The organism is Leclercia sp. J807 (assembly GCF_009734465.1).
Taxonomy (GTDB): Bacteria; Pseudomonadota; Gammaproteobacteria; order Enterobacterales; family Enterobacteriaceae; genus Enterobacter.
In genome coordinates, this window is the sequence record NZ_CP046446.1 from 2,461,296 (window position 1) to 2,481,832 (window position 20,537).

General features: G+C 56.1%; 20 protein-coding genes. 8 read left to right on the forward strand and 12 right to left on the reverse strand.

Annotated features, from left to right (window positions below; genetic code table 11):
- The first annotated feature begins 22 nt into the window (after positions 1 to 22).
- From GNG26_RS11840 to GNG26_RS11850, 3 genes are all read left to right on the forward strand, one after another.
- Complete coding sequence (locus GNG26_RS11840; RefSeq protein ID WP_197080089.1) at positions 23 to 838, forward strand: 4Fe-4S binding protein; 816 nt, start codon at positions 23 to 25, stop codon at positions 836 to 838.
- Between the two features lie 206 nt (positions 839 to 1,044).
- Entirely contained in the window at positions 1,045 to 1,968 is a 924-nt protein-coding gene (locus tag GNG26_RS11845) for a LysR substrate-binding domain-containing protein (protein ID WP_156238895.1), read from the forward strand.
- A gap of 281 nt (positions 1,969 to 2,249) precedes the next feature.
- Positions 2,250 to 4,628, forward strand: a complete 2,379-nt coding sequence (locus GNG26_RS11850; protein WP_156238897.1) for a glucose/quinate/shikimate family membrane-bound PQQ-dependent dehydrogenase — start codon at positions 2,250 to 2,252, stop codon at positions 4,626 to 4,628.
- A gap of 49 nt (positions 4,629 to 4,677) precedes the next feature.
- Here the strand turns inward: GNG26_RS11850 and GNG26_RS11855 are convergent, their stop codons facing one another.
- The 7 genes from GNG26_RS11855 to ycgZ form a co-directional block, all read right to left on the reverse strand.
- Positions 4,678 to 5,130, reverse strand: a complete 453-nt coding sequence (locus GNG26_RS11855; RefSeq protein WP_103822088.1) for an energy transducer TonB — start codon at positions 5,128 to 5,130, stop codon at positions 4,678 to 4,680.
- A 163-nt stretch (positions 5,131 to 5,293) separates the two neighbouring features.
- On the reverse strand, positions 5,294 to 6,985 hold the full coding sequence (locus GNG26_RS11860) for a methyl-accepting chemotaxis protein (protein ID WP_103822089.1): 1,692 nt from the start codon (positions 6,983 to 6,985) through the stop codon (positions 5,294 to 5,296).
- Positions 6,986 to 7,160: 175 nt separating this feature from the next.
- Positions 7,161 to 8,279, reverse strand: coding sequence for an S-(hydroxymethyl)glutathione dehydrogenase/class III alcohol dehydrogenase (locus tag GNG26_RS11865; protein WP_103179746.1), 1,119 nt, complete (start codon positions 8,277 to 8,279; stop codon positions 7,161 to 7,163).
- A gap of 29 nt (positions 8,280 to 8,308) precedes the next feature.
- On the reverse strand, positions 8,309 to 8,584 hold the full coding sequence (locus GNG26_RS11870; protein ID WP_103179747.1) for a metal/formaldehyde-sensitive transcriptional repressor: 276 nt from the start codon (positions 8,582 to 8,584) through the stop codon (positions 8,309 to 8,311).
- Between the two features lie 217 nt (positions 8,585 to 8,801).
- A complete protein-coding gene (locus tag GNG26_RS11875) occupies positions 8,802 to 9,080 on the reverse strand; it encodes a biofilm development regulator YmgB/AriR family protein (RefSeq protein ID WP_156238899.1) in 279 nt (92 codons plus the stop codon).
- Positions 9,081 to 9,096: 16 nt separating this feature from the next.
- On the reverse strand, positions 9,097 to 9,396 hold the full coding sequence (locus tag GNG26_RS11880; RefSeq protein WP_114314842.1) for a hypothetical protein: 300 nt from the start codon (positions 9,394 to 9,396) through the stop codon (positions 9,097 to 9,099).
- Positions 9,397 to 9,533: 137 nt separating this feature from the next.
- Positions 9,534 to 9,773, reverse strand: a complete 240-nt coding sequence (gene ycgZ, locus GNG26_RS11885) for a regulatory protein YcgZ (protein ID WP_103179748.1) — start codon at positions 9,771 to 9,773, stop codon at positions 9,534 to 9,536.
- Between the two features lie 476 nt (positions 9,774 to 10,249).
- Between ycgZ and GNG26_RS11890 the strand changes: the two genes are divergently transcribed.
- The 4 genes from GNG26_RS11890 (at position 10,250) to GNG26_RS11905 (ending at position 13,435) form a co-directional block, all read left to right on the forward strand.
- Positions 10,250 to 10,447: a hypothetical protein gene (locus tag GNG26_RS11890; protein ID WP_103179749.1), complete on the forward strand. Its 198-nt coding sequence runs from the start codon at positions 10,250 to 10,252 to the stop codon at positions 10,445 to 10,447.
- A 1-nt stretch (position 10,448) separates the two neighbouring features.
- Positions 10,449 to 11,219, forward strand: coding sequence for a hypothetical protein (locus GNG26_RS11895; protein ID WP_114314841.1), 771 nt, complete (start codon positions 10,449 to 10,451; stop codon positions 11,217 to 11,219).
- A gap of 172 nt (positions 11,220 to 11,391) precedes the next feature.
- Positions 11,392 to 12,375, forward strand: a complete 984-nt coding sequence (locus GNG26_RS11900) for a DUF1852 domain-containing protein (protein WP_103181086.1) — start codon at positions 11,392 to 11,394, stop codon at positions 12,373 to 12,375.
- A 28-nt stretch (positions 12,376 to 12,403) separates the two neighbouring features.
- The gene (locus tag GNG26_RS11905; protein WP_103822095.1) at positions 12,404 to 13,435 is read left to right on the forward strand and encodes a methionine synthase; all 1,032 of its coding nucleotides are present in this window, start codon (positions 12,404 to 12,406) and stop codon (positions 13,433 to 13,435) included.
- A 69-nt stretch (positions 13,436 to 13,504) separates the two neighbouring features.
- On the opposite strand, the gene GNG26_RS11910 is transcribed toward GNG26_RS11905, so the two are convergent.
- The gene (locus tag GNG26_RS11910) at positions 13,505 to 13,987 is read right to left on the reverse strand and encodes a glutathione peroxidase (RefSeq protein ID WP_103179752.1); all 483 of its coding nucleotides are present in this window, start codon (positions 13,985 to 13,987) and stop codon (positions 13,505 to 13,507) included.
- A 561-nt stretch (positions 13,988 to 14,548) separates the two neighbouring features.
- Here GNG26_RS11910 and GNG26_RS11915 point away from each other — a divergent pair.
- Complete coding sequence (locus GNG26_RS11915; RefSeq protein ID WP_156238900.1) at positions 14,549 to 15,226, forward strand: SOS response-associated peptidase; 678 nt, start codon at positions 14,549 to 14,551, stop codon at positions 15,224 to 15,226.
- 416 nt (positions 15,227 to 15,642) lie between these two features.
- On the opposite strand, the gene GNG26_RS11920 is transcribed toward GNG26_RS11915, so the two are convergent.
- The 4 genes from GNG26_RS11920 to GNG26_RS22695 all read right to left on the reverse strand — a co-directional run bounded on the left by GNG26_RS11920 (position 15,643) and on the right by GNG26_RS22695 (position 20,528).
- Positions 15,643 to 16,905, reverse strand: a complete 1,263-nt coding sequence (locus tag GNG26_RS11920) for a Y-family DNA polymerase (protein WP_156238902.1) — start codon at positions 16,903 to 16,905, stop codon at positions 15,643 to 15,645.
- 168 nt (positions 16,906 to 17,073) lie between these two features.
- Positions 17,074 to 17,829, reverse strand: a complete 756-nt coding sequence (gene dsbG / locus GNG26_RS11925; RefSeq protein ID WP_114314838.1) for a thiol:disulfide interchange protein DsbG — start codon at positions 17,827 to 17,829, stop codon at positions 17,074 to 17,076.
- Positions 17,829 to 19,853: a protein-disulfide reductase DsbD gene (locus tag GNG26_RS11930; protein WP_156238904.1), complete on the reverse strand. Its 2,025-nt coding sequence runs from the start codon at positions 19,851 to 19,853 to the stop codon at positions 17,829 to 17,831. Before GNG26_RS11930 ends, dsbG begins: the two co-directional genes overlap by 1 nt.
- Positions 19,854 to 19,898: 45 nt before the next feature.
- Positions 19,899 to 20,528: a hypothetical protein gene (locus GNG26_RS22695; RefSeq protein ID WP_231604102.1), complete on the reverse strand. Its 630-nt coding sequence runs from the start codon at positions 20,526 to 20,528 to the stop codon at positions 19,899 to 19,901.
- Positions 20,529 to 20,537: the final 9 nt, after the last annotated feature.

A 20,537-nucleotide genomic window follows, 5' to 3' on the forward strand; every position in this document is an offset into this window, starting at 1 on the left:
CCCCGGCGTGGGGGCTTCTTGTTTGCGTAACACCTTCCCTCGCCACCCCTGCCGCGCCTGCGCAGACGCGTGCCCGGTGGCGGCCATTACCCTTTCCGCCGCCGGGCAGACGATCGATGACGCGAGCTGTCTGCGCTGCGGTAACTGCCTGTTTCCGTGCCCCACCGACGCGCCAGAAAATCTGTCACCTGCGCTCAGGAACTATCAGGCCGATCGCTTAGTCGCGCCGTTTTCAGCCTGCATAACCGCCGATGAATTGCTGATGTGGCATTTCCAGTACGCCATCCGGGGCGTGGAACTGGAGAGCGCGGCCCATCCGGTGTGGGTCCGGGCCGTCGCCGAATTAAATCTTACCCTGCGGCAGCTCCGGGAGCCGGAGTGGCAAATTTTTCCGCCGACGCCCCGCGCCGTTAACCCGCTACGTCGCCACTGGTTACGCATCCCCGAGGAGAACGTCCAGTCAGGCCGGGTCAGCGTTGGTCGCCGCGCCCGCAGAGCGCTCTTATCGACCGTCAGCGAGTACCAGCTCTCCTTGTCGTTATCCCGGTGTGTGGCCTGCGGCGCCTGCGCCAGAGCCTGTCCTGAAAACGCGCTTCAGCTCACTGACACGGCGCTGGAGTGGGATCCTGCCCGCTGTACGGGGTGTAACAGTTGTACCGCTGTCTGTTTTTCCGATGCGATCCGCATTGCGCATCAGATACAGGCCGCAACGCCACAACGCTATCCGTTTGCGGCAAAAACCTGTCGCAGCTGCCATCACACCTTCTACACCTTCTCCTCTGAGGCGGATCGTTGCCATATTTGCCAGCGCCACGCCTATGCAATGCGGGAAGCATAGCCCGTCTGATGTTGCCATTTTGTTATGCAAAATGGCTTTCGTCCTCATAACCTCCTCCCTGGCCACCTCTGATAGCGCATGTAAGCGACAGATTTTATTCAATGCTTTACTAAAACTGATGAAATGTTAACGATATTTTGCTATCAAGTTATCAAAATTAAATAACTTTCCTTGTCACGTTGAAGGCTCTGTTTTTAACATCGCTTATGGAAAAAAATTGTTTGTTTTCTCAGCGCATTCGTCTGCGCCATTTGCACACTTTTGTGGCCGTCGCTCAGCAGGGTACGCTTGGGCGCGCGGCTGAAACCCTTAACCTCAGCCAGCCTGCGCTTTCAAAAACGCTGAACGAGCTGGAGCAACTCACCGGCACCCGGCTGTTCGAACGCGGGCGTCTGGGCGCACAACTGACGCTGGTGGGGGAGCAGTTCCTGACCCACGCAGTCAAAGTCCTGGATGCCCTGAATACCGCAGGCCAGTCGCTGACGCGGCGTAACGATGTGGTGCCCGATGTGGTGCGCATTGGTGCCCTGCCCACCGCGGCGCTGGGCATTTTGCCGGCGGTCATCGGCCAGTTCCACAAGCAGCAGCGCAACATCACCCTGCAGGTCGCCACCATGAATAACACCATGCTGCTGGCGGGCCTGAAGTCGGGCGAACTGGATCTGGGGATCGGCAGAATGTCGGACCCGGAGCTGATGAGCGGCCTGAACTATGAGCTGCTCTTCCTGGAATCCCTGAAGCTGGTGGTACGTCCCCGCCATCCGATCCTCAACGATACCGTGACCCTCAGCCGGGTGATGGAGTGGCCGGTGGTGGTGTCGCCGAAAGGCACCGTGCCGCGCCAGAACGCCGAAACCTTGCTGCAAACCCAGGGATGTAAACTGCCGCCGGGCTGCATTGAAACTCTCTCGGCCTCATTGTCGCGTCAGCTGACGGTCGATTATGACTATGTCTGGTTTGTCCCGTCCGGGGCGGTGAAAGAGGATCTGCGTCAGGGCTCGCTGGTGGCGTTGCCGGTGACCACACCTGGCCCCGGCGAACCGATTGGGGTATTAACCCGCGTGGATGCCCCGCTCTCCGCCGCCACCCAGACGCTGCTGAGCGCGATACGTAAATCGATGCCCGTCTAATCACACTTCTCTCCAGCCCGTCGTGATGACGGGCTTTTTGTTTCCATTACTCAAATAATGCGAAATCATTCATTAACAATTGCACTAAACAATTTAACAGATTTATCATACCCGCCGATTTCACCAAATGGTTCATTCAAATAACACAGCGGTGAACTCACTGACGCTTTCACGGCGTCAGGCTAGACTTTTTCATCATGGATTTTCTCTTCTGTTACCCATTTGGTTCAGGGTTGAGTCTGCCCTGTCCAGTGAAGAGAAGATTATTTCAGGAGACAGAAATGGCTATAGGTAATTCGCTACGTGGGTTCCCCCGGTTCCTGCAGTGGCTACTGGTTGGTCTGATGGCGATCATCGGACTGGCCGTCGGTGGGCTGGGCTTTAAGCTCGCCACCGTAGGGGGAAGCTGGTATTTCCTGATCATGGGCGTGGTGATGCTGATCGCCGCCTTCCTGATCGCGCGCGGGCGCACCAGCGGTATTCTCCTTTACGCGGTGGCGTTTATCGCCTCCCTGATCTGGGCCGTGAGCGACGCAGGCTGGGATTTCTGGCCGCTCTTCTCACGCCTGTTCACCTTTGCGGTGCTGGCGTTCCTCGCCGCCCTCGTCTGGCCGTTCCTTCGCGGCACGGATCGACCGGTTAACAAAGCTCCGGCATTCGGCATTGCTGCCGTGCTGGCAGTCGCCATGCTGGTGAGCCTTGGCTGGATGTTTAAACCGCAGACCCTGGTTGCCGCTAACGAACCTGTACCGGTAAAACCGGTGGCCGCGGGGCAGCAGCAGAAAAACTGGGCGCACTGGGGTAACACCACCCATGGCGACCGCTTTGCCGCCCTGGATCAGATTAACAAGCAGAACGTGAGCGATCTGAAAGTGGCCTGGGTTGCCCATACTGGCGACATTCCCCAGAGCAATGGCTCCGGCGCGGAAGATCAGAACACCCCGCTGCAGATTGGCGATACGCTCTACGTCTGTACGCCGTACAGCAAGGTGCTGGCGCTGGACGTCGACTCCGGGAAAGAGAAGTGGCGTTATGACTCCAAAGCCACTGCGCCAAACTGGCAGCGCTGCCGTGGTCTGGGCTTCTTTGAAGAGACTGCAAATGTGACAACGTCACAAACAGAGACCCAGCCTGCCGCCTGTCCGCGTCGTCTGTTCCTGCCGACCACCGATGCCCGTCTTATCGCCATCAACGCCGATACCGGCAAGCTGTGTGAAGACTTCGGCGAGCATGGCGTGGTTGACCTGAGCGTCGGTATGGGCGAAGTGAAGCCGGGCTACTATCAGCAAACCTCCACCCCGCTGGTGGCGGGCAATGTGGTGGTTGTAGGTGGTCGTGTGGCGGATAACTTCTCCACCGATGAGCCGCCGGGCGTGGTGCGCGCCTATGACGTGCACAGCGGTAAGCTGGCCTGGGCCTGGGATCCAGGCAACCCGAACATCACCGGCCTGCCGCCGGAAGGCCAAACCTACACCCGCGGAACACCGAACGTCTGGTCAGCCATGTCCTATGACGCGAAGCTGAACCTGATTTACCTCCCGACCGGTAACGCTACCCCGGACTTCTGGGCTGGTCAGCGTACCGAAATGGATGACAAATACAGCTCCTCCATTGTGGCGGTGGATGCCACAACCGGTCAGGTGCGCTGGCATTTCCAGACCACCCACCACGATCTCTGGGACTTCGACCTGCCATCGCAGCCACTCCTGTACGATCTGCCGGACGGTAAAGGCGGCACCACCCCGGTGCTGGTGCAGACCAGCAAGCAGGGCATGATCTTTATGCTCAACCGCGAAACCGGCGAGCCGGTCGCGAAGGTGGAAGAGCGTCCGGTGCCTGCCGGAAACGTTGAAGGCGAGCGTTACTCCCCGACCCAGCCATACTCCGTCGGCATGCCGATGATTGGCAACCAGACCCTGACCGAATCGGACATGTGGGGCGCCACGCCGGTTGATCTGCTGCTGTGCCGCATTCAGTTTAAAGAGATGCGCCATCAGGGCGTCTTTACCCCGCCGGGTCTGGATCGCTCTCTGCAGTTCCCGGGCTCACTGGGCGGGATGAACTGGGGCAGCGTCTCGGTTGACCCGAACAACAACCTGATGTTCGTAAACGACATGCGCCTGGGGCTGGCGAACTACATGGTGCCACGCGCTAATGTAGCCAAAAACGCCAGCGGGATTGAGATGGGGATTGTACCGATGGACGGTACGCCGTTTGGTGCGATGCGCGAGCGTTTCCTCTCTCCGCTGGGTATTCCATGCCAGAAACCGCCGTTCGGCACCATGTCTGCCGTGGATCTGAAGTCCGGCAAGCTGGTGTGGCAGGTACCGGTGGGCACCGTGGAAGATACCGGTCCGCTGGGCATCCGCATGCATATGCCAATTCCGATCGGTATGCCGACGCTGGGCGCCTCGCTCTCCACCCAGTCTGGCCTGCTGTTCTTCGCCGGTACGCAGGATTTCTACCTGCGCGCGTTCGATACCGCTAACGGGAAAGAGATCTGGAAAGACCGTCTGCCGGTGGGCAGCCAGTCCGGGCCGATGACCTACGTCTCGCCGAAAACCGGCAAGCAGTACATCATCATCAATGCGGGTGGTGCGCGTCAGTCTCCGGACCGTGGGGATTACATCATCGCCTATGCCCTGCCTGATAAACAGTAATCGCGTTTAACCGTCGAGCCGGCCACCCTTGTGGCCGGCTTTTTTATTTCTACGGCTTAGCGGAGAGGGAATTTTCGATCCAGGTCGCCGTTGTGCCGTTCTGGTAACTGACCACCAGGTTCTGATGGACGCCAGCTGGCCAGCAACTGCGTAAGACAGCGCGTTTTGTCTCCTCGAAGAAGGGTTTATCCCCTGCGGCCTGGTAATCCGTCGCGCGCCCATTGAGCTTGACGTTAAACGAGACCGTCACCCTGCCGGAATATTTCTGCGCCGCGGCCTGCTCAGGATAGCGCGGCTGCACCCGGTATACGTCGCCGTCGCAGTCCGCCTGTCCGTTATCGACGGTCGATGTGCTGCCGCCCACCGGGAAGGATAACCCGACACCCACTCCGCTGCTCCCCCCGCCGCCGCCGATCCCGATGCCGCCAACCCCCACGCTGCCGCCTGAGGCACACCCGGCCAGTAACCACGCTGTGCAAACCACCTGCGTAAATCGTTTCATCGTCCTGTTCCTCTTGAGCCCTTACATCCATCATAGCGGGGAATAAAAAAGGGTTCATGTCGAAACATGAACCCTTTTTTGCCCGGCGGCGCTTCGCTTGCACGGGCCTACGGTTTTGTAGGCCGGGTAAGCGCAGCGCCACCCGGCAGGATGCGGCTGGGGATCAGAAGGTTTCCCAGTTATCACCATCGGCAACCGCCGGACGCAGCGGTGCGGCTGGCGCGACAGGCGCCGCTTTACTGCTGCTGCGGGCCTGGCCCATACCCTGCAGGCGGAAAGCGCCTACCGCTTCAGTCAGACGGGCAGCCTGATCTTCCAGCGAGGCCGCGGCGGCAGAGGCTTCTTCCACCAGCGAGGCGTTCTGCTGGGTCACTTTATCCATCTCCGAGATCGCCTGGCTGACCTGCACAATGCCCCGGCTCTGCTCGTCGGAGGCGGCGGCAATCTCCAGCATAATATCGGTGACGCGTTTAACCGCTTCCACGATTTCGCTCATGGTGTTGCCTGCGGCAACCACTTCCCCGGAGCCCTGATCGATGAGCGAAACCGACTCGCTGATCAGCCCTTCAATCTCTTTCGCGGCGTTGGCGCTGCGGCTGGCCAGCGTACGGACTTCGCTGGCGACCACCGCAAACCCGCGCCCCTGCTCACCGGCACGGGCGGCTTCCACCGCGGCGTTCAGCGCCAGGATGTTGGTCTGGAAGGCGATGCTGTTGATCACCGCGGTGATTTCAGAGATTTTCTTCGAGCTGCTGGAGATGTTGCCCATGGTTTTCACCACCCCGGAGACCATCTGGCCGCCGCGGCTCGCTTTACCGGAGGCATCTTCCGCCAGTTTACTGGCGTGGTGCGCGTTATCGGCGTTCTGCTTCACGGTGGCGGTCAGCTGTTCCATGCTGGCTGCGGTCTGCTCGATAGCGGCGGCCTGCTGTTCGGTACGGGATGAGAGATCGGTGTTACCGGCGGAGATTTCGCTGGTGCCGCGATAGATCTCTTCCGCGCCCTGACGCACGGTGCCCACGGTATTCACCAGCGAACGCTGCATGGTTTGCAGGTCGTGGGTCAGGCGGCCAATTTCACTGCGCCCGGTCAGATCTTCCGCCAGCGTCAGGTCGCCTTTGGCGATATGGGCAATACGGTTCGCCGCGCGCTGCAGCGGGTTAATCACCGTGCGACGCAGAACGATAAAGGTGATCACCGTCAGCACCAGGGCCAGACCAAAGGCGCCGACCATAAACATCAGCCCCAGCTGGGTGCGGGTATGCGCCTGTTCGGTCAGCATATTGGCGCGGTCGGTACGGATCTTGATCGCCTTCAGCAGCACCGCGTTATAGGCATCATCCAGCGGACGCGCCGTCTCGTTTTCGTGGTTGATGATGGCTTCAAACATGCCGTTTTTGGCATATTTCAGCATCGGCTGCATGCCATCAATGTAGGCCTGGTAGCTCGTCTTCAGATCGCCATCCAGCGCTTCGTCCGCCGGGGTACGAACGCCACGGCTCATGTAGGCGGCAAAACCATCCTGCGACTGTTTGAGCCGCTGTTCCGCTTCCGCGATGTTCTTTTTCATCTCATCCATTTCGGCGATACGGCTGGCAGCGCCCGCATGGATCATGTTGATACGCGCCGTGCGCAGATGGTTTGAACTGTTTGATAACCCGGTACGTACCTGAATTTCAGCGGTCACATCTCGCAGATCCTTATCGGCCTGCAATAAAAAATAACCTGCCAGCCCGGCGCTCAGGGCAAACAGCAAAATAATACCACCCAAAATCGAGGAGAATAGCGGAAGCAGCCTGATGTGATGCAGGAAGCCCAGCTTATGTTGCGCCCGAACTGTTGTTGTTGTGTCCATAGCCGTTGACTCTCTCATAGGTAAGATGCGTGGAAACACGCCTGTAAAATAGTCATCGGCACGACAGAGAATTTGATTACGGCTAAAATCGCAACACTGGTCACACTTTCGCAATGATTTTTAAAGAGATGTCGTCCCGCTGCCCATAAAGGCGCAGCGGGAGAGAGAAGGTTTATCAGTTATCGCCAAAATGGATAACGGTGCGGATGGATTTCCCTTCATGCATGAGGTCGAATGCCTCGTTGATCTGATCCAGCGGCAGGCGGTGGGTAATGAACGGATCGAGCTGAATTTTGCCCGCCATCGCGTCCTCTACCATACCCGGCAGCTGGGTACGCCCTTTCACGCCGCCAAACGCGGAGCCACGCCATACGCGGCCAGTCACCAGCTGGAACGGACGGGTTTTGATCTCCTGACCAGCACCGGCCACGCCGATGATCACGCTTTCGCCCCAGCCCTTATGGCAGCACTCCAGCGCCGCGCGCATGACGTTGACGTTACCAATGCACTCAAAGCTGAAGTCGACGCCGCCGTCGGTGAGTTCAACAATGACGTCCTGCACCGGCTTGTCGTAGTCGTTCGGGTTGATGAAGTCGGTCGCGCCCATCTCACCGGCCAGTTTGAATTTTTCCGGGTTGGTGTCCACCGCCAGAATGCGTCCAGCTTTCGCCTGTACCGCGCCCTGGATCACCGCCAGACCGATGCCGCCCAGACCGAATACCGCCACGGTATCGCCCTCTTTCACTTTGGCGGTATTGTGTACAGCACCAATACCGGTGGTGACGCCGCAGCCCAGCAGACAGACCTTATCCAGCGGCGCCTGCGGGTTCACTTTTGCCAGCGAGATTTCGGCACAAACGGTGTATTCGCTGAAGGTGCTGGTGCCCATGTAGTGATAGATCGGCTCTCCGTTGTACGAGAAACGGGTGGTGCCGTCCGGCATCAGTCCTTTACCCTGGGTGGCGCGCACCGCCTGGCAGAGGTTGGTTTTGCCGGATTTACAGAACTTACACTCGCGACACTCTGCGGTGTACAGCGGGATGACGTGATCGCCCGGTTGCAGGCTGGTGACACCCTCGCCGACTTCCACCACCACGCCGCCGCCCTCATGGCCGAGCACCGCCGGGAAAACGCCTTCCGGATCGTCACCCGACAGGGTAAACGCGTCGGTGTGGCACACGCCGGTGTGGGTGATTTTGACCAGCACTTCACCCTTCTTGGGTGGCGCCACATCAATTTCAACGATTTTCAACGGCTGGCCAGGGCCAAATGCAACAGCAGCACGTGATTTCATCTTGCTTTCCTTTTAGTGATGTCAGGTGTTTATTTTAGATAAGAGCGCAGCAAATGGCCGACTTCCGCCATTCTCACAGCCCGCTGATCGGCGGTGGTATCGCCCGTCACCAGCTCATCTTTGAGGTGAATTTCGACCATCTCGCCCATCAACCCGTTTGCGGCGCCGCGCACCGCGGCGATTTGCTGCAGGATAGCAAGGCAAGGCTCGCCGGACTCAAGCGCCCGCTCCAGGGCATCGACCTGTCCGCGAATGCGGCGCACGCGCGTCAGGACACGTTTTTTGTCTTCAGGTGAATGTGGCATGGGAGAGGCTCCTGGATACTGTAGGGGGGTATACTATTTTATTTTACAGAGCGCTGTAAACGTGAATATTCAGAGAGGTGTCGCGGTGGGATAGGGAAATCAGGCTGGGACAGGTGTGATGATACTTCAGGATATGTTCCTGCCCTGGTTAAGGGCAGTTTGCGTCGGCTATTTTACACGACCTTTATTACGCGGGTTTCGCAGGCGTAAGGGATGCTTAAATATCATCCTGCGTGAAACCCACAACAATTTCGAGCGTATTGCGTATGACATCGGCAGCCTCTTCATCCGATGTTTGTTCAAGCGCGTAAATTAACTGAAGAATAATTTGCTTATTGGTGAGGTTATCACCACTGAGAATAATACATCTTATCGCTGAACCTAATATGGCTGACTCAACGGACAAGGCACCTCCGGCTGAACGGAAGTAGGATGCCAGTGCCTGATCCTGAAGGGCATTGAAATGCGGTGTGTGCTGAGAAATAGTAGGTTCCATATTATCCACTCAAAGGTTAATGTTTTTTATCGTATTTATGCTGAGTATCAGTCACCATAAAATGGTGCATTCTGTTGACATAACAATGACTTCTGACTTCTGTCTGTACGCCGCTACTGGATTTAACCTTTTGCTCAACCTCTAATGCTGCCGCCGACAGCGCACTTCGTCTTTCAACATCACGCTCTATGCTGGCCATAATTTTCAGTTTAACGGCCAGCGTCTTAAAATTTATAGGACCGTTGTCTTTTAAAATTAACAACACAGCTTCGCCAATAAGATCGTCCCTCAGTTTTTCAGATTTCGTTCTATGCATAACTGTTCTCACGCGACTGAACGTAGCCGGGCTACCTCTCATCGCACTATCAATATACTATTTTGCGTAAGGTGCTTTACCCTCTTTGCGCAAATTCCTATATCGACTGCTTTAAGCCACAGAAGCGCTAACACTCTCTATCGTTCAAAAAACAGTGCGATAAGCTCATTATAGTGGGCAATTTCTGCTTCATCTTCCGTCTCTTCTACCCGTCGTAATAGCCTGGTACAGATAGCCAGACGGCTCAGGTTACGTCCCTCATTCAGAATTTCACCGACAATGAGCCCCAGCGTCTCCTGCTGGCTACGCAGACTGGCTTTATTAAAATAGGCGGTGATTGCCTCAGCTGAACTTTGGCGCGAACTGTTACCTCGCATAGGTGCTCCGGATTGACATTTAGGTTAGGGGTTAAAGTGATGTTAAAAATATACTAAACCGCCATAGTTGTACACATTAACTGTACAACTTTTTGAGATTTTAAATAGCAGCCTAAGTTATTTTCAAAAATAACAACGCCTTAAAAAGCACTAAAAATTATCTGGCGTTCAAAATTCACAAAAACCATTTTCTATAAGTGATTAATTAACAAGGCTTAACTATCACACATCAATTATGGAACCCTGCCTGAAAACAGAGCTGCCAGCGCATCATAAACTGCCCTACTAACCTCTCAGTTCAGCCCCCAGGCTGTACAACTTCGGCCACGTCAATGACACTTCAATGCTTAACATGATTCCGGTGGCGTGAAGGGGCAAAGGGCTGAACATAAGCTGGCGCTTTTCAGCATAACCTTAAGGCAATATTCTCAATTCCCTACCATGCTTAGGCTTTTTGTCTATAAGGAGCCCACGCTATGAGACGCCTGTTTACCTCAATTTTCTCCAGCCCTGAGTCGCTGCTACAGGTGATGAGTCAGCAGGAGATTATTGAGGCCGTGGAGGACGGGGATCGCATCATTATCGATCAGGATGGTAACGCCTCGGTCAACTATAAAAGCAAAGAGGTGCGACAGGACTTCCTGCGCCATGTTAACGCGCTGAAGAGGGCCTGATATGGGAACAGCGATCTTTATGGTGCTGATGGTGAGCGGATACTGGTACACCAGTCGTGACCTCTCCACCCGGTTTAAAATTAAGCGCTCCTTTGGCTGGGATGTCTATTTTCTGGTCGCGCTGTACGGCTGTATCTTCGTTTTGCAGGGCGTGATCGCCACCGGCCTGCTTTGGCTGTTGCTGCTCGGGCTCTCTTACACCGCCAATACCTTCCACTTAACCGCGCAGGACAACGCCAACTGGCAAGTGGATTTTATGAACTGGAGCTTTCTGGGCATCCAGGCGCCGGTGGTGGTGATGCTGGCTTTTGCCATCCTGTTTTGTCTCTATCGCTCGAACTGGGCGGGCAGCGCCAGGCTGGACGGCGAAGGCCGCAAGCAGCTTTACAAGCGTCTGTCGCAAGCCAGCGGCATTGAGCAGTTGCTTTATCAGTGCATGGAAGAAGGCGAACTGGCGCTGGTGACACTGAAATCGCGGCGGATTTATATCGGGATGATCCATACCGCGACCCTAGAATATGAAAAGACCGCCAACATCGTGCTGATCCCGATGCTGAGCGGCTACCGCGACGGCGAGACGCTGAGCCTGCGCATTGAGCATAACTACAGCAAATGGTATGCCGACCACGATATTACGCTCGATTCACAGCCCAAAAGCGCCATGGCGTTTCGCAAGGTCATTATGCTGGATCAAATTGAAAGTCTTTCACTTTTCGACCCCGCCAGCGCCAGCGCGCTGGATCTGGAACGGCATACGGAGAGTGCAGAGTGAAATTTTTTCACCATCATGAAGATGACTCATGTTGCAATGAAATTTAGTCGCTTTCACTCCCTCCCCGGCTCTGGCATAACTTAAGCCATATTAACGTATTAGCAACATACAGACTGACGTCTGTAACCGCGAGGGGATTTCAGTCTTTATGTCAGAGCCGGGAAACATCACCATGAATAACGCTTTCACCTTCACGATTACCCACAGTCGTTTCGATGAAAATTACAACCCATCCGAAAACACGCGGATCACCACCAACTTTGCCAACCTCGCCCGCGGGGAAAGCCGTCAGCAGAACCTGCGCAATACGTTAGTGATGATTGACAATCGCTTCAATGCGTTAGCGCACTGGGACAACCCGAACGGCGATCGTTATTCCGTAGAGCTGGACATCATCTCCGTAGAGATGAATATCGCGGGAGAAGACAATCACGCCACCTTCCCGGCGATTGAAATCTTAAAAACCAACATCATTGATAAAAAAACCAACGAGCGCATAGAAGGGATCGTCGGGAATAACTTCTCCTCTTATGTCCGGGATTACGATTTCAGCGTTCTTCTGCCGGATCATAATAAACAGCAGACGACCTTCACCATTCCGGCTAATTTTGGCGAACTGCACGGCAATATCTTTAAGCACTTCGTTAATTCCGATGAATATAAGGCCAATTTCAGCAAGCCGCCGGTTATCTGCCTCAGCGTCTCCAATAAAAATGTCTATCACCGCATCGGTAATGCGCATCCTGTTTTAGGCATTGAGTACCAGCAACAGGGCTCTTCGTTAACGGAAGCGTACTTCAAAAAGATGGGCCTGCAGGTGCGCTACTTTATGCCGCCACACAGCGCCGCGCCGCTGGCGTTTTTCTTCACCGGCGATTTGCTGAGCGACTACACCTTCCTGGAGCTTATCGGCACCATCAGTACGATGGAGACATTCCAGAAGATTTATCGCCCTGAGATTTACAACGCGAATTCCGTTGCCGGGCACTGTTACCAGCCCAGCCTGACTAACGAGGATCACTCCCTGACCAAAATTGTTTACGACCGCGAAGAGCGTAGCCAGCTGGCCATTGAGCAGGGGAAATTTACCGAGAAACACTTTATCAAACCGTACAAAACTCTTCTTGAGCAATGGTCTGCTCAGTACGCGCGTTGATTCAATTAAAACAATAAGGTCACCTGTTATGAAAACATTGCTCCCCACCTCCACTGCCGGCAGCCTGCCGAAACCCTCCTGGCTGGCGCAGCCGGAGACCCTCTGGTCGCCGTGGAAATTGCAGAACGAAGAATTGCTCGCCGGTAAACAGGATGCGCTGCGTTTGTCCCTCGACGATCAGCTGCGGGCTGGCATTGACATCGTCAGTGACGGTGAGCAAACGCGCCAGCACTTTGTCACCACCTTTATCGAGCACCTCAGCGGCGTCGATTTTGAGAAACGCGAGGTGGTTAAAATCCGTAACCGCTATGATGCGAGCGTGCCGACCGTGGTCGGCGCCGTGGCCCGTCAGAAGCCAGTGTTCGTTGATGATGCGAAATATTTACGCCAGCTCACCACCCAGCCAATCAAATGGGCGCTGCCGGGTCCGATGACCATGATCGACACGCTCTATGACAACCACTACAAAAGCCGGGAAAAACTGGCCTGGGAGTTTGCAAAAATTCTCAACCAGGAAGCCAAAGAGCTGGAAGCGGCCGGGGTCGATATTATCCAGTTCGACGAACCCGCCTTTAACGTCTTTTTTGATGAGGTGAATGACTGGGGGATCGCCGCCCTGGAGCGCGCCATTGAAGGGCTGAAGTGCGAAACCGCTGTCCACATCTGCTACGGCTATGGCATCAAAGCCAACACCGACTGGAAGAAAACGCTGGGTTCAGAGTGGCGCCAGTACGAAGAGGCGTTCCCCAAACTGCAGACCTCGAATATCGATATCATCTCGCTGGAGTGCCACAACTCGCGCGTGCCGATGGATCTGCTGGAGCTAATCCGCGGTAAAAAGGTGATGGTCGGCGCCATTGATGTGGCAACCAACACTATCGAGACGCCAGAGGAAGTCGCCGCTACGCTGCGCAAAGCGCTGCAGTTTGTGGATGCCGACAAGCTCTACCCGTCGACCAACTGCGGAATGGCCCCGCTGTCCCGTCAGGTGGCTAACGGCAAGCTCAATGCGTTAAGCGCAGGAGCAGAGATTATCCGCCGGGAACTGGCGGCGCGATAAGTCTTCAGGCCGGGCAAGCGCAGCGCGCCCGGCTTTTCCCCTCTCATCTCTCTGGTTCGCCTGCATTAATTAGCTTTCAAGTGCAGCGACGATCGCGGCTTCCATTTTCTCCGGGGTGGTCATCGGTGCAAAACGTTTGAGCGGTTTGCCGTCGCGTCCGATGAGGAACTTGGTGAAATTCCACTTGATTCGTCCCCCCAGTACGCCGGGCAACGCCTCTTTCAGATAACGAAACAGAGGATGCGCTGTTGCGCCATTGACCTCCACTTTCCCGAACATCGGGAAGCTGACGCCGTAATTGACGTGACAGGTCTGGGCAATGTCGTCCGCGCCGCCAGGCTCCTGCTTACCGAACTGATTGCAGGGGAAACCCAGCACCACCAGCCCCTGGTCGGCATACTTCTTGTAGAGTTTTTCAAGACCAGCGTACTGGGGTGTAAAGCCACACTGGCTGGCAGTGTTCACCACCAGCACAACCTTCCCCGCATAGTCGGCCATAGAAATGGGCTGACCGCGCAGGCTGGTGGCCGTAAGTTGATGAAAGGTCGTCATCTGGGATCCTCAGAGCAGAAGGTTTTCAGGCATGGAGGATTATAGGGCCTCATCCTGGATATGTCCGCCTCTGACCGGTATCGCATCTGCCAGCAATAAGAAAAATACCCGGAAGATAATGACAAATGAAAAATGCGATCTAAGATTTTTACCAAACAAAACTGAGAACATGGAGTCGAGGATGACGATTGTTTTATTCACCGCGCTGGCCTTTCTGCTGGTTTTGGCCGGGCTTATTTGTCTTCTGAAGCAGTTAGTCGATGGATTTTGTCATCCGGAGGGGTCTTAAACCCGCCGGAGATGCCCGATGCTTGACGCAGCATCATCCCGGTAGATATTCCCATCAATACGCCTGATTCTGGTGTTATTCCATCTACTCGTTTTTCGGTTACCGGCCAGCATGCTGCGCATCGGCTATCACGCCGACGGGCAACCAAAACGCTTCACCTTTACCGATGTGGTGGTGACGCGTTAATCGCTTTTAGCACAACCGTCCGCCGCTGAGGTTACAGTTCCGGGAAATTCACCCTCTATACTTAAGAAAAACCACCGGAGGTAACTATGTGCGGACGTTTCGCCCAGGCCCAGACCCGGGAAGAGTATCTTGCCTTTCTGGCGGATGAAGCAGACTGCGACATCCCCTACGACCCGGAACCCATCGGGCGCTATAACGTTGCGCCCGGCACCAAAGTGCTGCTGCTCAGCGAGCGCGACGATCTGTTGCATCTCGACCCGGTATTCTGGGGTTACGCCCCTGGCTGGTGGGATAAAGCCCCGCTGATCAATGCCCGGCAGGAGACCGCCGCCACCAGCCGGATGTTTAAACCGCTATGGAACCATGGCCGGGCGATTGTCTTTGCCGACGGCTGGTTCGAGTGGAAAAAAGAGGGAGAGAAAAAACAGCCCTACTTTATCTCCCGTGCCGATGGACAGCCCATCTTTATGGCCGCGATCGGCAGTACGCCGTTTGAACGCGGGGATGAAGCGGAAGGATTCCTGATTGTGACCGCGGCAGCGGATAAAGGGCTGGTGGATATTCACGACCGGCGTCCGCTGGTTTTAACGCCAGAAGCGGCACGTGAATGGCTTCGCGAGACGGTAAGCAGCAAAGAAGCTGAAGAGATAGCGCAGACCGGTGCCGTTCCCGCAGATGATTTCCACTGGCATCCTGTCACCCGGGCGGTGGGAAACGTAAAAAATCAGGGGCCAGAATTAATCAATAAAATAAGCGAGCCGTAAAAATAAAGCCCGCTATTTTTCAGAAATAACGAAACGGCAGTTAATATAAAAGCGTCGTCAACGTAGCGGCAAAATCATTTATCGGGAGGGCCAGAATTAGCCCCCCTTTAACACCTAAACCACCTGTTTTGGCCAGCGTCTTCTTTTTGGCATTGGCACGCATGAGTGTGCGGTGAGTCGGGTTCCACAGACGGAACAGACAGCACCATGAGGTTGGGTTTGCGTAGGGCTAAAAGAGGTAAAACGAAACCGCTTGCTCGTGCAAACCGGGCACTCAAATTTTATGTTAGGAATAGCCCCTCCGGGCAGGTGTGTAGAGCCACCACCATAGCGCAATTATTGGTCGTCCAGGGATATATCTTTCCTGTTCGACAAATATTTACTTTCAGGCTTTGCATTGTTTTGGTGAAAGCGATTTATTTGACGCGCAGTAAATCCGAAAAACGTGTGGTATATCGCGGGGACAACATTTCCCTTTTCATTTGCCACTGCTGCTCTATTCCCTGCCCCGCAAACCAGATTGTTCCGCGCCCTTGCTCATTTAATTTGTCGACGAGAGCCATCAGCTTTTCGCTATTGCGGCGCGGCGGATTTTCATCAAATAAATTAAGCTGCGCGACGCCCGAGCTGAAAAAATCCCCCAGCATGACGCCCGCTTTTTGATAGCGTAGCCCCTCTCGCCAGATGAGATCCAGACAGCGCGTCGCCGCGTTAATGATGTCCCGGCTGTCTTCGGTTGGCGTCAGCAGTTTGACGGAGGCGCTATTGCCGTAGTAAGGCTCGTTCAGCGCAAACGGCGAGGTCTTCACGAAAGCCGAAATAAACCGGCAGTACTGGTGCTCGGCCCGCAGCTTCTCGGCGGCGCGGGCAGCATAGCTACAGATGGCCTGGCGCATCGCCTCATAGTCTGAGATCCGCTCGCCGAACGAGCGGGAGCAGATAATCTCCTGCTTATGGGCAACATACTCCTCAAAACCCAGACAGGACTCGCCGCGCAGCTCGCGAACGGTGCGCTCCAGCACCACGCTGAAATGCTTGCGGATCAGGTCGGTGGGAGTGTTCGCCAGATCCAGCACGGTATGAATGCCCATCGCATTGAGCTTTTTACTCAACCGTCGCCCGACGCCCCATACCTCTTCGACGGGCAGCGCCGCCATCAGCTTGCGCTGACGCTCAACGCCGGATAAATCGACCACGCCGCCGGTCTGCCGCTGCCATTTTTTTGCCGCAAAGTTCGCCAGCTTGGCGAGGGTTTTGGTGGGCGCAATCCCTACCCCGACGGTGAGGTGTGTATGTTGCAGTACCGTTCGGCGGATTTCGCGGCCAAAGGCGTCCAGATTGTAGCAGTTGCTGATCCCGGTAAGATCGCAAAACGCCTCATCAATCGAGTAGATCTCGACCCGCGGCGTGAGCTCTTCCAGGGTGGTCATCACCCGATGGCTCATGTCAGCATACAGCTCATAGTTACTGCTGAAGGCGACAATCCCGTGGCGGCGGAAGATCTCTTTCTGTTTGAAATAAGGCGCCCCCATCGTCACCAGCCCTTTCGCCTCGGCGCTACGGGCAATCACGCAGCCATCGTTATTCGACAGCACCACCACCGGGCGCCCTTTCAGATCCGGGCGAAACACCGTCTCGCACGAAGCATAGAAACTGTTCACATCGACAAGCGCAAACATGATTATTTGCGCACTTTAACGAACGCAGCAATGCGCGGGAAGGTGAATAGCATAGTCTCAAATCCGTTTAACTGTATATATATACAGTATCAATGATTTTTCGAACAAATCAAGGTGCTTACCGGCACAACGGTTGAGACTATGGTTCAGGTTAATCGCCGGAGTGGCTTATTTACAGGCCACCAGATCGGCCATCTGCTTAGCATCCGGCAAGCCGACGATCTGCTGCAGGGTGCGATCTTTATTCAGGTAATAAATGGCAGGCGTACCGCTGGCCCCCAGCTGCGTCATCAGCTGCTGGTTATGCTCTATCTGCTTAAACACCGCAGGCGGCGTATTACTCGTCAGCGCCGGTTTGGTTTTGCCGTCGCTGCTCTCCATGTCATACCACACTTTAGCCGGATCCTTCGCGGAGAGGATGGCCGCCGCATACTGCGCGCTGTCCGGGCGGATCACGCCCACCAGCAGGGTTGTGGTGCTGATGCTTTTATCCTTGATAAAGGGCTGCGCCTGATGCCAGAACTTATTGCAGTAGGGGCAGAAGGGATCGGCGAACACCACCACCTGACATTTCGCGTCCGCGCTGCCCTCTTTGATCCCCGGCGCGGCGGTGAGCTGTTTCCACATTTCGCGCCCGGCGGGAATATAGATCTCCTCGTTAATGATCTTCTCGCTCAGGTTATTGCCCTGAGCATCATACATATAGCCTGAAACAACGTGTTTTTTATCCGGCGTGAGATAGAGCGTGACGCCCATGTCCTGATATTTGCCCAGCCAGCCTTCTACGCCGCCGGGGGCGCTGAACGGCTTGATGATTTCGATGCCCTGCTTCTGGATTTGCTTAACAGGTTCGGGTAAATCGGCGGGCTGCGCCTGCGTGGCGGCGCTGAAGGTCAGAATCAACAGGGACAGGATCTTCTTCATTATTTTTCCTCAGTAAAATCAGATGGTGTAGCCGCCCCGGCCTTCGCCAGTGCGGTCAGTAAAGCCTCTTTGCTCAGCAGGGAGGGCAGAACATGCCCCTGCGGACGTGAAGGACCAAAAATGGCGTTAAACGGGATACCGCTGGCGCCGTAGCGGCGCAGGAACTGCTCGATTTCCGCCGAGGGCTGGCTCCAGTTACCCTGCAGCAGGACCACGTCGTCGCGGTTTAAAGCCGCCACCACCTCAGGGCGATGAAGCACCATAACCTCATTAACCCGGCAGTTCAGACACCAGTCAGCGGTGATATCCACCAGCACGCGCTTTCTGGCAGCCAGCGCCTCGCTGAGCGCGGCCTCACTCAGCGGCTGCCAGTTGAGGGGAGAATCCTCCTTCCCCTGAGGTTGCGGCGCCAGGAACGCATACAGCCCGGCGCCAAACAACACGCCAAACGCCAGACTGCGCAGATTCTCTCTGTGATGCGGCATGGCCTTTGCGCAGCGGTAGAGGAACAACGCCACCATCAGGCCGCCGCCAATCAACACATATCGCGCGCCCCACTCTTTGACCAGCAGCGACATCAGCCAGATGCAGGAGCCCAGCATCAGAAGCACCAGCACCAGACGCAGTTTGCCCATCCAGGGGCCGGGCTTCGGCAGCCAGCGCGCCACGCCGGGGGCCATGGCGATCGCCAGCCAGGGAAGGCTCATCCCGATACCCAGCACCAAAAAGACCAGCCACAGTTGATGGACAGGCGCCGCTAACGCGAAGGTCACGGCAGTACCGAGGAAAGGTGCCGTACAGGGCGTGGCGAGCAGGGTTGCAAACGCGCCTTCCAGGAAACTCCCGCCGATGCCGTTCCCGCCGGCGGTAGCCAGCCGGGTGGTGAGCGAGGAAGGCAGGCGGATTTCCAGCAGGCCCGCAAGGCTGAAACAAAAGATCCACGTCACCAGCACCATCGCGCCAATAAACCACGGATTCTGGAACTGAAAGCCCCAGCCAATCCAGGCCCCGGACAGCCGCAGGCCGGTAACGACCGCCGCCAGCACCAGAAACGAGAAGATGATCCCGCCCGCCGTCGCCAGAAAACGCAGCCTTGTCTGGCGTCGCGTGCTCTCTGCCAGGGACATCAGCGACGCGAGCTTGATTCCGAGTACCGGCAGCACGCAGGGCATCAGGTTGAGGATCAAGCCACCCATCAGCGCCACGGCCAGGATCTGCCAGAGCGTGGTGGAGGGACCGGGGCTGAGCTCAACGGTAAGCTGCTGGCTCTGCGCGCCGTCGCTGACCAGCAGCGCGATCTGCTGCAAACCGTCGGCCGCCAGCGGCTCTCCCTGGCTGTTGCTGACGCTAAACCGTGCGGTCAGGGTGTCACCCTGAACCGCTGTCTGAAGCGGGGCAAGCGTCGCCTCCGTCGGGTTATCGGTGAAGAGCTCGGGCCGGGACCAGCCTTGCGGCGAGGTCAGTTTCACCGTCAGGGTGTCGCGATCCGTGGCGACGGATTTAACCGCTATCGCGCCGTGTGTCGCAGGAACCGCCCGCATCGCCTCATCCCAGGCGCTGGCAAAGTCCGCCGACGGACCGGCGGCAAGATTGATATCCAGCGGGAATGTGTTAACCACGCAGAGGTTACTGCACAGCGAAAGCGTCAGTTTCCCGCGCAAACGCTGCACCTCATCGGTGGTGATTTCCAGCGGAAACACCACCCGACGGTCGTAGCCGACCGAGCTAAAGCCAGCGGAAGTAAAGCGCACGGGACGCGGCCAGTGCCACTGGGTAGTGGCCTGTGACGCCCACTCTATTACCGGCCGAAAGCCGCCGTCGCCGGGGGTTCGCCAGTAGGTTTTCCACCCTTCATCAGGGGTAACATCCAGTAGCAGGCGAACTTTGCCCTCTGCTGGCGCATCGTGCCAGACATGCACCTGAGCATGGGCTTTGTCAGGCGTCATCGGCCAGCCCGGTACCGCAGCGGAGGCCGCGGACAAGCTGAACAACAGGAACCACAGGCTCCTGAAAAGCGTTTTCATAGTTTTCTCCGTGAAAAATTGACTAAACAGGTACAGCCATGTCAGTCATTCACGGAAAACGCAGTTTTTAAGATGTATTCGAAGGAGCGGAGGACGGAACAGGATCACCGGCCTCGGCAGGACGCTGATTTTGATCAGCACCGCTAAAACGAGCACCAGCAGACCGGGTAACAGCAGAAGGTTATCAAAATAAAGAGGTTGGGCGGAGAGCAGCGAGTGGGCGCTCAATTCGCAGGGTGACAACCCTGGGGAGGAAAGTTCCTGCGGGCTATGGTCAGCACTCAACGAGAGCGTGGCGGCTTTGACCTGCATGTGGTGCAGGATAGCGGCCCGCTGGGTCAGACAGATCAGCATGACAACGCAGGCAACGAAAAGCAGCACGATGGCTCTCAGTTGCCTGTTTTTATGTTGAGTCGGACCGGTCAGGATAGTCATGGGCAATGAGGATAGTGAGCGAGCCGCCAGCGGGCAAGCGGCAATTTGTAAAGTAATGCCAGCCCGAGCGTTTCGGCAAGGGTCAGCCTGACCGCAACTTGCAAAAATAAAGTATATCCCGCAATACACCCTTTTCAATCTTAAGCCACCTGGCATTTCCGGGCTGGCCTTTTTTGCGCTAATACAACTTAACTTCGTCAGCGAGCCGCAGGCAATCCATAAAAACCTGCCAGTAAACATCCAGAATGA